The sequence below is a fragment of the Paenibacillus litoralis genome, from assembly GCF_046244365.1.
Taxonomy (GTDB): Bacteria; Bacillota; Bacilli; order Paenibacillales; family NBRC-103111; genus Paenibacillus_V.
The window spans coordinates 7,124,069-7,138,337 of the sequence record NZ_CP176395.1; the positions used below are offsets into that span (position 1 = coordinate 7,124,069).

A 14,269-nucleotide genomic window follows, 5' to 3' on the forward strand; every position below is an offset into this window, starting at 1 on the left:
CCGTCCTAGAAGCTAGATCCGCTTACCCTATCGTCGGTTCGGCCGCGTGCTGCTGCCCCAAGCAGCCAGCTGCGTTTTTGCCGGCAAAAAAAAACGCTCCCCCGCACCGTGCGGGAGAGCGTCTTTTATGTATCCGTCTTCGATCAATGCATGACCCAACCGCCGTCGATATTGAGCAGCTGTCCCGTAACGAAGTCGCTGTCCGGCGAGGCAAGAAATACGAAACCGCCGACCATATCCGAGGGAAGTTCCCGGCGGCTGAAGCATTGCTCCTTCGCCAAGTAAACGGCCGACTCCGCCCGAGACTCCTCGTCGTAAGTCAACAGCTCCTGCTCGGTCAGAACCGCTCCCGGCGATATCGCGTTAACCGATATACCGTGCTCCCCGACTTCTCTCGCCAGCGCGCGGGTAAACCCGACGATGCCTCCTTTGGAGGCGACGTAATGCACGAACCCTTTTTGCCCCCTGAGAAAGGTGACCGACGAGACGTTGATGATTTTGCCGTACCGCCGCTCCTTCATATAAGGAAACACCGCTTTCGATAGAAGGAAGCATGATTTCAGATTGACGTTCATGACGCGGTCCCATTCCTCTTCGGTGATGGTGAACCATGTCTTGTTCGGATAAATGCCGGCGTTGTTGACGACGATGTCGACGCCTCCCCACACCGCTCCGACCTCCCGGATCATCCGCTCGACGTCCGCGGCGCTCGATACGTCGGCCTGCTGCATCATCGCTTGCCCGCCCGCCTCCAGAATCGCCGCAACCACCTGCTCCGCTTCCTCGGGCGTATTCCAGTAGTTCACCACGACTTTGGCGCCCTCGGCGGCATAAGCAAGACAAACCGCTTTGCCTATGCCCGTCGCTCCTCCGGTAACCAAGGCCACTTTATCCCGCAATTTCATTTGCCTCTCTCCCTCATCCTCAACGGACCAAGATGAATCGCTTCTACCTCCTATATCGGCAAACGGCCCGGATTAGCTGATACCCCCGCCCATTAAAGAAGGCTTGGCGCAACGGGTGTAATGGCTTAATACGCCTTTCCGCTTGAAATCGGGCCGCTGCCACGACTGCCGTCTCTCGTCCAAAACAGCGCCGATCTCCGCTTCGCTGCGGGCTTCCCCCTTGATTCCAATTATCGCGATCGAACGGTTCGGAATGTCGATGCGCACGCGGTCTCCGTTCTCGACGAGGGCGATCGTGCCGCCGTCAATCGCTTCCGGACACAAATAGCCGACGCACGGCCCCCGGGTTGCGCCCGAGAACCTCCCGTCCGTAACCAGCGACGTCGTCTTGGACAAAACCGGATCGGACGCGATCAATTCCGACATGAAGAACATTTCCGGCATCCCGGCGGCTCTTGGACCCTGATAACGAATAATGATGACATCGCCGGGCTGGATCGTTTTGTCCTTGTAGGCTTGAACCGCTGCGGCCTCTTCGTCGAACACAATAGCCGGCCCTTCGTGGACGAGCATCTCCGGGGCGACGGCCGTCGTCTTGATGATGCAGCCTTCCTCCGCTATATTGCCCTTGAGGAAAGCCATGGCGCCTTGCGTTTTGAGCGGCTTCTTCAACGTATAGATCACGTCCCGCCGGTTCAGCTTGTAATTGGCCAGGAACATTTCCGCATACCGCGGCATTTCGCTGGCTTTGTAGGCCTGCAGATTTTCCCTTACGGTCCGTCCGGTAACCGTCAACTGATCCAGGTGCAGCACCTCCTGCAGCTCCAGCATAACCTGAGGCACGCCTCCGGCGTACCAGAACAGCTCCGTCGGATATTTTCCCGCCGTCTTCGTATCGACGAGCACCGGAATTTGACGATGGATCCGGTCGAATAACGCAGCGTCGATGTTAACGCCGGCTTCGCCGGCGATCGCGATAAGATGCATGACCGCATTGAGCGAACCGCCGATCGCGGCGTGAATCATGATGGCATTCTCGAACGCTTCTCTCGTCAAAATGTCCGACGGACGAATGTTCGCCGCCGTCAATCGCATCACCTGCTGGCCGGCGTCCCGCGCAGACCGGCGTATTTCCGCGTTGGTCGCCGGAATTAGCGCCGACCACGGAAGCGCCAGTCCGAGCGCCTCCGCCATAACCTGCATCGTCGCGGCGGTCCCCATATACTGGCAAGCTCCGCAGGTCGGGCAGCAAGCGCGCTGGAACGCAAGAAACTCTTCTTTCGTCATCGTTTGCTCGCTGACCTTCACGCTCATGTGCCAGAGCTCCTCGTTCGACTTCATGCACGGCCCCGCTCCCATCGCTCCGCCCGGAACGTGGATGGCCGGAATATCCAGCCTCGCGATCGCCAGCAAATGTGCCGGAACGGCTTTATCGCCGGCCGATGTCAGCACCATCGCGTCGAACGGCGTCGCCCTGGCGTGAATCTCCACCATACCGGCGATCATGTCCCGCGAAGCAAGCGAGTAGCGCATCCCGTCATGCGCTTGGGCGACCCCGTCGCAGATGTCGGTCGTCGTGTAGACAGCCGGCTTGCCGCCCAGCTGCAGAACGCCTTTTTCCATCTCGCTTACCAGCTCGCCCAAATGGTACGAACTCGGATGGCTGTGCCCTTCCGTACTTTCCACCAATACTTGCACCCGGTCCAGATCGTCGACCGTCCAGTCCATGGACATACGCAGCGCGTCGCCTTCGAAGCTGATTTGTCTGACCTTTTGGCTCTTCAATTCGTCTTTCAACGTTATCCCTCCGCTCATGTCCAGGCTTTCTTCCAATCGAAATTGTCGTCAAACGGATAAAACGGCCGCTCGATCCGCTTAAAGGGCAAGCTGCGCAAATTGGCCGTACTGCTGCCGGGCGTATCCAGGATGAGCATGCTTGAGGAAATGACGCCGTAGCTCGATTTGAACTGAGTCGCCGACTTGACGAGCACGAGCTCCGCATCCTTCGGCTCCAGCCCCATGCAACGGTACATGGCTGGATCTCCCGTATAAACCTGCCGCTCCATCACCAGCAGCGATAGCTGCCCGATTTGCACAACCGCACATCGTCCCATATTCACCTGCAAATTCGTTTGAAAGCCGTCGCCGAAAACAAACACGCCTTCGCGAGCCGCCGTAACGATGCCTTCGATCTCCATCGGGCTTCCGTACCTCGCGTCGAGCGAATAGCCGACGGACAGCCGGATCCGCGAGCCTTCTCCCGCCGTAAATGCGGCTTCCGCGGCCGGAGCGTCCACAATATGGAGCAAACAGCGCAGCCGTTCGTGCGCACCCAGCTCGAGCAGCCGCTTCAGCACGAAGTTGCTGTCGCCGGGCGACCCTGCTCCCGTGCTGTCCGCCGAATCGGACATGATGATCGGCTCGTTCCCTTCGCGCCGGATCGCATGATCGACGACCTCCTCCACCGTGTGCAGCCGGATGTCGAAACGGTGCCTTCGTTCCCATGCCAGCTCGGCAAGCCGCTCCGCTTCGCGCTCCGCCCACGCTTTATCCTCGGCCACAACGACGACCGCAAAACCGAGCTCGCCGATATCGAGCCACGGCTGCAGCTGGAACAGAGAGGTCACCAGCGACCGCCCGTCTTGTTCGCCGAGCTGCGCTTCCGCAATGAGCTCATGCATGGGACCGTCGGTCGTCTGATGATTTTCGGCCGGGAGAATCATCGGCACTTTGCGCAGCACCGTAACGGGTCGCACTTCCTTCCGTGCCAGAGCGAATAGCAGCTTGGCGGCCCGGATGCCCGTCTCGAAATGATCCACATGCGGAAATGTCTTGTAGCCGACCAGCGCGTCCGCCTGCTCCGCCATTAGCCGGGTTACGTTGGCGTGGGAATCCAGCGTCACAACGATGGGAATATCCCTGCCGACAAGCCTTCTGACCTCCGCCAGCAGATCGCCCGCCGTATCGTCGCATCCTTCCGCAACCATGGCCCCGTGAAACGCCAAAAACACCCCGTCGGCCTGTCCCGCGTTTGCGATCTCGGTCAGCAGCTTCCTCTTGAGCGACTCGTACGCCTCCCGGAGCAGTACCCCGCCTGAAATAGCCTGCGTATAGAAGGACGGTGCGATTTCGATCCCGCCGTCCTCTTGGGCCGCGCGGTAACAGCCGCCGATCTCGTTCCGCACGGCTTTCATGCGCTCCATCTCGGCACCCGTCAGGAACGCAAGATTGCGAAAATAGGCTTCCGAGCTCGGATACAGGCTAAAGGTATTGCTTTCTTGAATAATGCCGCCTGCCACAATCCTCATTTCATCCCTCAACTCCCATTTCGGACATTATCCGCTCGTCTGAACCAAGGATAAACGCCATTCGGCTTCTTTGAAGCCAGACGTTTACCTAGAAATGGAACAATCAGCGGAGGAAATACTTTCTGACATTTGAACAAGAAGCTGTCGCTTTTTTTGCTTAAAGCAGATCATCTAACGCCATCATAACGATTTAATTTGAATATTGTCAACAATATTTTATTAACCATATATAAAAATTGATGCTGTTGTTGACAATCCTCCCCCGCTCTCGTACTGTAAACGGAAAGGACTCATGCTGGAGGGGTTTCGTTGGGCAAGTTTACATTCATGCAGCAAACCAACATTTCGCTCAGAGAAAAGGTGGTCATCGATATACGCACCGCCATATTAAGCGGCAAGCTTCAGCCCGGCGAGCGGTTGAAAGAAGCGGATATCGCCGATCAAATGGGCATTAGCAAAGGCCCCGTGCGGGAAGCGTTCCGGCAGTTGGAGCGCGAAGGGCTGCTGATCACCCAGCCGTACAAGGACACCGTGGTAGCCGACACGGACGGCGAAGAAGTGCGGGATCTCGTTATTCCGATCCGGTTTCATTTGGAATGGTTCGTCATCGAGAAATACAGCTCGGCGATGGACGAAGTTTTCTTCGAGAAATTGCAGCAAATCGTGCGAGAGATGTCCCAGCACGCGGAGGAAGGCCGGATGGACCGGCTGGTCGAGCTCGATCTGCAATTCCACGAAACGATCATCTCCGTTGCGACCGAACGCACCCTCCAATTGACATGGAGAAGCATCTTCAATCAGATGAAGCTGCATTTTATGAAAAACTTGCGCTACTTCAACAAAGACGAGATTGTCGCCGACCACCAGAAGCTACTGGAACGGCTGCGAACGAAGGAGCCGGCGCTCATCCGCGACGAGCTGATCCGCCATATGGACGGCAACGAGCATTTTCTTTATTCGAGCCGCAAGGAATAATGTAACGAACCTCCCGGGTGCGCGTATATACTGCGTAAGAAGATTGTAACGGAGGGCAAGCCCATGTACGAGCAACAAATCCGCAGAGAGCTGCTGCAGTGGGAGCGGAATCTGCTTAAGCCGCCGGGCCTGCTGGAGAAGACGGCCAAGAAGGTCAGCGGCAAAATCAACGAGAAAATTCCCGAAAAAGTGCATAACCTCATAACCGGTACGGTGAAAGGGATCGTCAGAACGTCCTTATTCGGCGCGGAATTCACGCCTAACGAGAAGGTTTTGCACGGATTAAGCTTGGCGGACCGCGACCGGAAGGCCGACGAGGTCATTTCCTTGTACAAGAAGATCGCCGCGGCGGAAGGGGCAGGCACGGGAGCCGGAGGCATTTTGCTGGGGGTCGCCGACTTTCCCGCGCTGATAGCTATCAAGATGAAAATGCTATTCCAGCTCGCCCACGTGTACGGCTTCGACACGCATTACGAGAGCGAACGCCTCTTCCTGCTATACGTCTTCCAGCTCGCCTTCTCAGGGCAGGACGCCAAGCCAGCCATTTACCGTACCGTACAAAACTGGGCGGAGCGCGATCCTCTAGCCGGTTTGCCGAGCGCGGACAGCGTCGATTGGGAGCAATTCCAGCAGCAGTACCGCGATGCCATCGATTTGCGCAAAATGCTGCAGCTCATCCCCGGTATCGGCGCGATCGTCGGCGCATGGGCGAACTACGGGCTCCTCGATGAGCTCGGAACGGCGGCCAAAAACAGCTTCAGACTCAGAAGGCTCGGTTGATTTTCGCGCATCTGCCAGGTAAAGTGAGGAGATCGTCCACTCTTTAGCAAAGGCAGGGATTAGGCATGGCCGCTGAAAGTAATTTTATGCCCGTATTCGCGAGGCTGAAGGACATATTGAAGACCTATGAGCCGCAAATGGATGTCAAAAGCGATACGAGCGACAGCTACTATTTGGATACGCATCGCATTCATCCGCTTACCAAGAAACCGGCATTTTTCGGCGCGGTAAGCATAAAGAAAAACTACGTCAGCTTTTATTTGATGCCTGTCTACGGCTGCCCCAGGCTGCTCGACGGCATTTCGGACGGCTTGAAGAAACGGATGCAGGGAAAATCCTGCTTCAACTTTAAAGAAATCGACGAAGGCTTGTTCGAGGAGCTGACGGCACTAACGCGGAGAGGCTTCGAGGTGTACGACAGCGAAGGCCTGATTTAACCCGGGGAAACACTGCGGCTGCGTTCCATACGTTCAGCCCCCCTGTAATTGCATAGCCACCCGTGGCCGGCCGTTTACGTTTACGCTGCCGGCGGAATGATTCCGCATCAAAAAAAGCGAGACAACCGGATACCGACCGGAGCCTCGCTTTTTTGGCTTTCCTTACGTGCCCTCTTGCTTTGTTCCCTCTAGACGCGTTCTTCCGGCGCATGCTCGTCTTGGGCTTCCACGGCACCGTTTTCCAGCCGCAGCCAGGATTCAAATCCGCGCTCGCCCGCCGTCAGCTTGATCACTCTCGCTCCCCGCGGAAAGCCTTCCCGGCCGTACGTGCTGTATCCGCCTGCCCTTCCGTAGCAAAGCCGAATGCCGTGCAGCTCTCCCCAAAAGTCGTTGACATGGTCATGACCGACGAACGTGCCCGTCACATCGCCATTCTCGAGCATGGCTGCAAATAGGCCGGAGTTCACCTTGGAGCTGCATACGTTCTCGTATTTGGAGCCGTAGCATGTCTCTTTCTCCCATACCTCCGCGTATTCGGGGAGCGGAATATGAAAGAAAGCAAGCGATGGCAGCGGGTTTCCTCCGTTCAGCGCCTTGTATGCCGCCGACTGTTTGTTATACCAAGCGATCTGCGACGATTTCACCCAATCATAGCCGCCGATTTCCGGCGCGTATGCTCCCGAATCCAAAAAATACAGAGCAGCCTTTACCCGTTCATCGCTTCGCGACGCCAGCTCCACGACATAGTTGCCGACGCCGTGCACCTCGTCCGGTCCCGCTTCGCCGACGCCGTATTCGCTGCGCTCCTGAACCTCCATGAGCTGCTTGCTGGTAACGGCGAGCGTCCCGCCTTCATCGTCATGATTGCCGAATACGGCCGCCCATGCAAGCCCCCGCTCTTCCACGGCCGCAACCGCCTGACGATAGGCGCTAACCGCATCCTCGCATACCTTGCCGTAGACCGTATCGCCCGTATACACGACCAGATCCGGCTTCTCGGCATCGAGCACAAGCTCCATCAGCCGCCTGCTTTGCAGATCCGCTTCTTCCCCTTTTTCTCCCCAGTGGATATCGGTAAATTGAACGATCTTGAACGTCCCGTCTTCCCGAAAATGAAGCTTCTTCGCCATTCCGGATTCCTCTCCTTCGTCGTATCCCAATCTATCGGCTTTGCCTTGACTTCTCCCCCTATTCTACCTAAACGCCTTAAATAACTCAACAACAAACAACTAAAAACAACAAAAACAACTTTTTTTCTATCGAAAATCCCAATTCTCTTACTATCACGATATGGACGGCATCGGAACATTATGCAGCAGAGCTCCCTGTTTTCTTCGTCAGATGGCGGAATGCCGTTCCAATCTAACAAGCTGCTTTGGGAGCCGTTCGCTGCCCTGCCGTACAATGCTCGCGCTTAGCGACTACGGAGCTTCGCATTCAAGCTAGAACGCCGCAGCCAAGGCTCTAAGCCAAAGCTGCGGCGTTCTAGCCGGCGTTATACCCAAGCATCCTGATCGTAGCCGCGCACTTCCCAATAGCCAAAATGCTCCTTCTCGACCAGTTCGATTTTGTTCAGCCATTTGACCGATTTATAGGCGTACATCTTCGGTACGATGAGGCGAACCGGACCGCCCAGCTTTTGCGGGATCAGCTTGCCGTCAAGCAGCACTGCGACCATCACGTCGTCCATGCGCGCTTGCTCGAGCGACAAGCAGTCGGTATAAACGCCGTCTCCCGAGTAGAGCTTGACGAATTTCGCCTTCGTTTTCAGCCCTGCCTCGTCCAGAAACTGCGACAACTGTATGCCTTCCCACGTGCAGCTGTTCACCGACCATCCCGTTACGCAGTGAAAGTCGCTGACCTGCACCTTTCGCGGAATCGCTTGGAACTTCTCCCAGTTCCACGTCTGGGGCTTGTCGACAAGTCCCGTTACCTCGAAGCTCCAGTTATCCGACGTAAAAACAGGCAGCTCCGTTACGGTATAGATGCGGAATTGTCCTCTGGCCCCGCCGCCTGCAGGCGGCACGGACTCCGCCTGCGGCTGCGGCTCGGGCAGCATCTTATTGACGTCCCCGATCGAATGATCCGTAAGCGGAGCACCCCCGGTATCGAAGGCCCCCTTCATCCAGCGGTAAAAGGCCGGGCCGACGACGACAAGCAAGGCGGCAGCCGCACCCAGCCGGAGAAGCGTCCGCCGCGAGAGCAGAGGCCGGTCCAGCGTCGAATAGTCGATTGCCGGCCGCTGAGGGTCTTCTGCTGGGGGAGCATATGCGGCAGGCTTCTGCAATCCCGCCCCCATGCGGTGTTTGACGGCTGCTTCGCGTTTGTCCTCCCGTTCGATCCTCTTTAAGTACCGGCTGCGTGAAATCGAATGATAGGCGGCATACGGAACGCCGACCCATGTAAACAAATCGTGAATCACAAGCGCCGTATTGCTCCAAGCCGGCGGCAGCGAACGAAACTGCCACAGCACTATCCCGCTGACGCTCCATCCGGCCAGCAGAACCAGCACGACCCACAGGTTGCTGATTTGAGCCGTTTTGCCCTGCAGCTGACGCAAATGCTTGGCGATGAGCGGCACGTACAAAGCCACGACCACGACGGAGGCGATGCCCAGCACGATATGCAGCTGCTTCAGAAGTACGCGCAGCGCGCCAAGGTCGCCACGTATCGAAGGAATGTACAGAATGACGCCCGATACGGCAAGAAGAAGCACCAGCCAACCGTTCCAAGCATGCAAAGCTTTCAGTTTCTTGCCGTACGGCTGTTTCACCCATTCCCTAAACCGATCCATCCCGCTCACCATCCTTTCGTTTCTTCACATTCACGGCAGCTTTCTTCCCGAATATCCGATTGTTCGAGCTTCGAGCTTCGAGCCCAATATCCAAATAATCGCCCATCCATAGAGCTGTTATCCTTAACTTTAGCGGCAACAGCTTAAACGCACCTAACGATTGTATTACAAATGTCTTACATTTTTGCCGGGCGGCACCGTAAACCAGAACAGGCTGCCCTGTCCGGGCGCGCTTTCGGCTCCAAGCTTCCCGCCATGCAGGTCTACGATCGATTTGGCGATGGACAGTCCGAGTCCGGAGCCGCCGCTTTCCCGGCTGCGCGACCGATCCGAACGGTAAAAACGTTCGAACAAGCGGGGCATGTCATCCGGGGCGATCCCCTCGCCTTCGTCACGCAAGCTGAACCGTATCTGTCTATCGTCACCCATAGCTACTTGCAGCCGGAGCAAACCTCCTTCGGGAGAGTGACGAATCGCATTCGTAAGCAAATTGGTAAGGACGCGTTCGATTTGCAGAGGCATCACGAGAACCGGAGGGAGCATCTCGGCCATCTCGACGCGTATCTCAAGCCGCTTCCCTTCGATTTGCAGCGCATGCCGCTCCAGAACGTCAAGCAGCAGCTTATCGGCGGGGTAAGGTTCCGGAACAAAAGCGACCGCTCCTGCTTCCAATCGGGACAGCTGGAACAGATCGTCGATTAGCAGATTAAGCCGTCCCGTTTCCAGCCTGATCGTATGCATATACCGGGCAAAGGTTTCTTTGTCTTCGGCGAGCTCATCCTGAAGCGCTTCCACAAAGGCTTGTATGGAAGCCATCGGCGTGCGCAGGTCATGGGATACGTTCGCTACAAGCTCCCGTCTGGCGGCCTCCGAGGCGCGCAAGCGCTTGAAGTTCTCGTCGAGCTTCCGGCTCATTTCATTCAGCTGGCCGGCGAGCAATTTCACTTCGGAAGGACCTTGCCCCGGCGCCGTTTCCAGAAAATCGCCTTCGGCAATCCGCTTCGTTTGGGCCATAAGCCCGCGAATCGAACGCTCGACCGGACGAATCATCATATAGTGGACGGCAAACGACAAAAAACCCGCTCCGATCGTCACGCCTGAGATCCAAGCAAGCTGCCTGAGCGACAACGCCATTTGCATATAGCCGAAAGCCAAACAAAGGAGAACGACAGCCATGCTTACGCCGTTAGCGATGAGCAAATAAGAGCGAAGCTTCAAACCCGCTCACCTCCGTCGAACTTATACCCGATCCCCCATACCGTTTTGATATAGCGGGGCTGGGACGGAACCGGTTCTATTTTCTCCCTAAGCCTTCTGATGTGCACCGTTACGGTAGTCGTATCCCCGTAATAGTCGGTATTCCAAATCCGGTTCAGCAGTTGGTTGCGTGAGAAAACTTGCTCCGGATGCCCGGCAAAAAGCGCCAAAAGCTCGAACTCCTTGACCGTCAGCTCCACCGTCTGTCCGTTTACCGCAACTTGCCGGGTCCGCGTATTGATCTCGATGCCTTCGTACAAGAGTAAATGTGCGGCTGCTTCGGCCGTTTCGCTCTTCAGCGGGCGGTAATACCTCCGCAGGATCGCCTTTACCCGAAGCACCAGCTCGCGCGGGCTGAACGGCTTCGTCATGTAATCGTCGGCGCCCATCGTCAAGCCCATCAGCCTGTCGATTTCCTCGCCTCTCGCCGTCAACATCAGGATAGGAATTTCCTGCTCGTTGCGGATTTCCTCGCACACCTGCCACCCGTCCACGCCGGGCATCATGACGTCCAGCACGACGAGATCGGGGTTTTCTTGCCGCCATAACCGGATCGCGGCTTCGCCATCCGCCGCCACGACGACACGGTAGCCTTCCCTCTCTAAGTATTTCGCGACGATTTCCGTCATATTCGCTTCATCGTCCGCTACCAGAATCGTATGCCCCACCGTGCCTTCCTCCTTAGCAGCAAACTTCGCCGTTCAGCGCCTCGAAATTAAGCCTCCAAATGCTCCGTACAGTTATACAACGTGCACGCCCATTCGCCCTCGGCCTGCTCCTTCGATTGACGGACTACGCTGATCGACGTATTGTGCAGCGGCGTGATTTCGATATTTTTGACAAGTCCGGACAGAATCGTGCGAATCCAGGCGCCATGGCTGACAACAAGAATGCGGCTCCCCTCGTGCTTGCGGGCAATCTCGTGCACAGCCTGCAGCCCTCGTCCCAGCACTTCTTCCAGCGGCTCCTCGTCATGATCGAGCTCCCGCCAGCCGGAGCCCCATTTCTCAATACGTTCCTGCTCGGTCGTGCCGTCGAGCCTGCCGTGCGTTTTCTCCCGCAGCCGAATGTCGTGCCCCGTTACTTCGATCTTCTTAGCTTCGGCTATGATGGCGGCGGTACGGCTTGCCCGCGACAAATCGCTTGCATATATATAGTCCCACTTCTCGGAAGCAAGCCTTCGTGCGACCTGCTCCGCCTGTTTAAGACCCGCTTCGTTAAGAGGTACGTCGTGCGAGCCCTGAGCCCGCCCTTCCAAATTCCAATCCGTCACACCGTGCCTGACAAATCCGATAATCGTCATCGCTTGACTCTCCCTGCCCGATTTTTTTCTATCTATCTATCTATCTCTTGCTGATTTCCACTGTTAAAACTGTTGACCGATCCAGAGGCCGAGCCATGCCAGAACGAGCCCGAGCGTATAGCTTCCCCCCAAATAAAACGCCAGTCCGATCGCATCGTTGCTTTTTAGTAAAGTAAGACCCTCGTATTTAAAAGCAGAAAACGTAGTGAACGCTCCCATGAAGCCGGTAGCTAGCAGAAACCACCAGGCCGTGTCCTTCAATCCGCTTCCAAGCAGCAATCCGATAAGCATAGAGCCTATCATATTGACGACGAACGTCCCTAACGGGAAGCGCATCGGAAACGTACGAACGAGCCATCCGGCGAGCAAAAAGCGGGAGACCGCCCCGACGGCACCCCCGCCCGAAATGAGCGCAAGCTTAACGAGCAGCATCATGAGGAACGCCCTCCTATGGCCTTGCCGGAAATCGCCGCAAGCCTTGAGCCTAACCAAGCCGCCAGCAAGCCGCCCCAAAAGCTGATCACCACATACGCCATCGCTTCTTGCTTCAGTCCTTCCCGCAGCAGCTCCACCGTCTCGATACTGAACGTCGAGAACGTCGTGAACGAGCCGATCAACCCGGTAGCGATTCCCGTGCGAAGATAAGGATGTATCGACTCGTAGCGGCTGAACCGCGTAAGAAACCATCCCAGCGCTATGCAGCCGGCCACATTGATAAGCAGCGTACCCAGCGGAAAAGGCGATGCCCATAAGCCATGGACAAGAATACCTGCCCCATAACGCAGAAGCGCTCCGACCATACCGGCCGAAGCGACGATTGCGAGCATGATCCCCTGGTTTATTTTTCCCATTGCTCCGCCCATGTTTGCACTTCATCCATAACCGGCTGCAGCGCTATGCCTTTCGGGGTCAGTTCGTATTCAATGCGAACCGGCGTCTCCGGATACACCTTGCGCGTAATGATTCCCGCGGCCTCCAGCTCCTTGAAGCGTTCGGATACCATCCGGTCGCTCATGCCGGGGATCATTTCGGAAATATCTTTAAAGCGCTTCGGTCCGCTGAGCAGCACCCGAATGATCAATCCTGTCCATCTTTTGCCGAGCAGCTCAAAAGCGGATTCGAATTTGGGACACAACGAATGTTCCGTCATGTTGAATCAACTCCTTATACATAAGCGAGCGTTGCCGCTCACGATGTTTTATTATTGTTTATTTTATCACACCCCCTTGACAAAAGTAAGTAGTGATTTTAGAATAACTAACATAAAGTAAGTCAATTACTTTAATATATAAAAAGGGAGAGGTTATTTATATGATGGCATTAGGTTTGCTTCTTATTCGTTTGGTGATCGGATTGACGTTCGCGGCACACGGTACGCAAAAGCTGTTCGGCTGGTTCGGCGGGTACGGCCCGAAAGGAACGGGAGGCTTTTTTGAATCGATCGGCATTAAACCGGGCGTTACGATGGCGGTTCTCGCGGGGCTCGCGGAGGTTGCAGGCGGCTTATTGTTCGCTGCCGGCTTGTTGACAGGCGTGGGCGCCGCTCTCATCGTTCTGACGATGCTCATAGCGATCGTGAAAGTGCACGGCCAGAACGGCTATTGGGCGACGGCGAACGGCACCGAATACAACTGGGCGCTAATCGTCATTGCCGTAGGCGTAGCATTGATTGGCGCAGGCGACTATTCGCTTGACGCGCTGATCCTGTAATCAACCTTGCGATTTCATCAGGCTTAGCATGTGCAAAAGGGGCGGCTGCTATGAAGCTCACGCCGCCCAATCCAAACGGAAGCTGTCTCGAAGCCATTGAATTGGCGGAGGGACGGCTTCTTTTTAACAAGCCTCGCAATAAGCCTTTACAACCAAGCTCTACAACCAAATGCTGCAACCAAACCCTACAACCAAACCCTACAACCAGCCCCTACAACCAAGCTCTACAACCAAACCCTACAACCAAACGCCACAACCAAACCCTACAACCAAACCCGACAACCAAACCTTACAACCAAACCCTACAACCAAACCCGACAACCAAACCCGACAACCAAACCCTACAGCCAAATCCTACAGCCAAACCCGACAACCAAACCCTACAACCAAACGCCACAACCAAACCCTACAACCAAACCCGACAACCAAACCTTACAACCAAACCCTACAACCAAACCCTACAACCAAACCCTACAACCAAACCCGACAACCAAACCCTACAACCAAACCCTACAACCAAACCCGACAACCAAACCCGACAACCAAACCCGACAACCAAACCCGACAACCAAACCCGACAACCAAACCCGACAACCAAACCCGACAACCAAACCCGACAACCAGCCCTTCTTTACCTAGCCCCTCCAGTATTTAGAGTGTCATTACAAATAGTGAACGCAAGTTCACTGTTAGTGAACCTACATTCACTATTCGAGTTCAATCGGGTGCTTCCATGCGAGATAGTGAAGAAAACTTCACTAATAGTGAACTTCACCGCCAAATAGTCGCGTTTGCTTCAC

General features: G+C 55.8%; 15 protein-coding genes. 4 read left to right on the plus strand and 11 right to left on the minus strand.

Features of this window, described 5'->3' with window-relative positions; translation table 11 throughout:
- Positions 1-143: 143 nt before the first annotated feature.
- The 3 genes from ACKGJP_RS29920 to ACKGJP_RS29930 form a co-directional block, all read right to left on the minus strand.
- On the minus strand, positions 144-905 hold the full coding sequence (locus ACKGJP_RS29920; protein ID WP_409342425.1) for an SDR family NAD(P)-dependent oxidoreductase: 762 nt from the start codon (positions 903-905) through the stop codon (positions 144-146).
- 72 nt (positions 906-977) lie between these two features.
- Entirely contained in the window at positions 978-2,702 is a 1,725-nt protein-coding gene (ilvD, locus tag ACKGJP_RS29925; RefSeq protein WP_409342426.1) for a dihydroxy-acid dehydratase, read from the minus strand.
- A 14-nt stretch (positions 2,703-2,716) separates the two neighbouring features.
- Positions 2,717-4,213 carry a M81 family metallopeptidase gene (locus ACKGJP_RS29930; RefSeq protein WP_409342427.1) on the minus strand — a complete coding sequence of 499 codons (1,497 nt, stop codon included), beginning with the start codon at positions 4,211-4,213 and terminating at the stop codon, positions 2,717-2,719.
- Positions 4,214-4,522: 309 nt separating this feature from the next.
- Between ACKGJP_RS29930 and ACKGJP_RS29935 the strand changes: the two genes are divergently transcribed.
- From ACKGJP_RS29935 to ACKGJP_RS29945, 3 genes are all read left to right on the plus strand, one after another.
- Positions 4,523-5,188, plus strand: a complete 666-nt coding sequence (locus tag ACKGJP_RS29935; RefSeq protein ID WP_409342428.1) for a GntR family transcriptional regulator — start codon at positions 4,523-4,525, stop codon at positions 5,186-5,188.
- A gap of 63 nt (positions 5,189-5,251) precedes the next feature.
- Positions 5,252-5,968 (plus strand): EcsC family protein, encoded by a 717-nt coding sequence (locus ACKGJP_RS29940; protein ID WP_409342429.1) that lies wholly within the window; start codon positions 5,252-5,254, stop codon positions 5,966-5,968.
- 65 nt (positions 5,969-6,033) lie between these two features.
- Positions 6,034-6,405 (plus strand): hypothetical protein, encoded by a 372-nt coding sequence (locus ACKGJP_RS29945; protein ID WP_409342430.1) that lies wholly within the window; start codon positions 6,034-6,036, stop codon positions 6,403-6,405.
- Positions 6,406-6,593: 188 nt separating this feature from the next.
- Here ACKGJP_RS29945 and ACKGJP_RS29950 read toward each other — a convergent pair whose 3' ends face one another.
- The 8 genes from ACKGJP_RS29950 to ACKGJP_RS29985 form a co-directional block, all read right to left on the minus strand.
- Entirely contained in the window at positions 6,594-7,535 is a 942-nt protein-coding gene (locus ACKGJP_RS29950) for a metallophosphoesterase family protein (protein WP_409342431.1), read from the minus strand.
- A 365-nt stretch (positions 7,536-7,900) separates the two neighbouring features.
- Positions 7,901-9,199, minus strand: coding sequence for a molybdopterin-dependent oxidoreductase (locus ACKGJP_RS29955; protein WP_409342432.1), 1,299 nt, complete (start codon positions 9,197-9,199; stop codon positions 7,901-7,903).
- Between the two features lie 165 nt (positions 9,200-9,364).
- Positions 9,365-10,417 (minus strand): sensor histidine kinase, encoded by a 1,053-nt coding sequence (locus ACKGJP_RS29960; protein ID WP_409342433.1) that lies wholly within the window; start codon positions 10,415-10,417, stop codon positions 9,365-9,367.
- The gene (locus tag ACKGJP_RS29965) at positions 10,414-11,124 is read right to left on the minus strand and encodes a response regulator transcription factor (RefSeq protein ID WP_409342434.1); all 711 of its coding nucleotides are present in this window, start codon (positions 11,122-11,124) and stop codon (positions 10,414-10,416) included. The genes ACKGJP_RS29960 and ACKGJP_RS29965 overlap by 4 nt, the downstream gene beginning before the upstream one ends.
- A 47-nt stretch (positions 11,125-11,171) precedes the next feature.
- Positions 11,172-11,759 (minus strand): histidine phosphatase family protein, encoded by a 588-nt coding sequence (locus tag ACKGJP_RS29970; RefSeq protein WP_409342435.1) that lies wholly within the window; start codon positions 11,757-11,759, stop codon positions 11,172-11,174.
- Positions 11,760-11,822: 63 nt separating this feature from the next.
- The gene (locus tag ACKGJP_RS29975) at positions 11,823-12,194 is read right to left on the minus strand and encodes a fluoride efflux transporter FluC (RefSeq protein WP_409342436.1); all 372 of its coding nucleotides are present in this window, start codon (positions 12,192-12,194) and stop codon (positions 11,823-11,825) included.
- A complete protein-coding gene (gene crcB / locus ACKGJP_RS29980) occupies positions 12,191-12,610 on the minus strand; it encodes a fluoride efflux transporter CrcB (RefSeq protein WP_409342437.1) in 420 nt (139 codons plus the stop codon). Before crcB ends, ACKGJP_RS29975 begins: the two co-directional genes overlap by 4 nt.
- Complete coding sequence (locus tag ACKGJP_RS29985) at positions 12,598-12,909, minus strand: winged helix-turn-helix transcriptional regulator (RefSeq protein ID WP_409342438.1); 312 nt, start codon at positions 12,907-12,909, stop codon at positions 12,598-12,600. The genes crcB and ACKGJP_RS29985 overlap by 13 nt, the downstream gene beginning before the upstream one ends.
- A 161-nt stretch (positions 12,910-13,070) precedes the next feature.
- Between ACKGJP_RS29985 and ACKGJP_RS29990 the strand changes: the two genes are divergently transcribed.
- The gene (locus ACKGJP_RS29990; RefSeq protein WP_409342439.1) at positions 13,071-13,469 is read left to right on the plus strand and encodes a DoxX family protein; all 399 of its coding nucleotides are present in this window, start codon (positions 13,071-13,073) and stop codon (positions 13,467-13,469) included.
- The last annotated feature ends 800 nt before the right edge of the window (positions 13,470-14,269 follow it).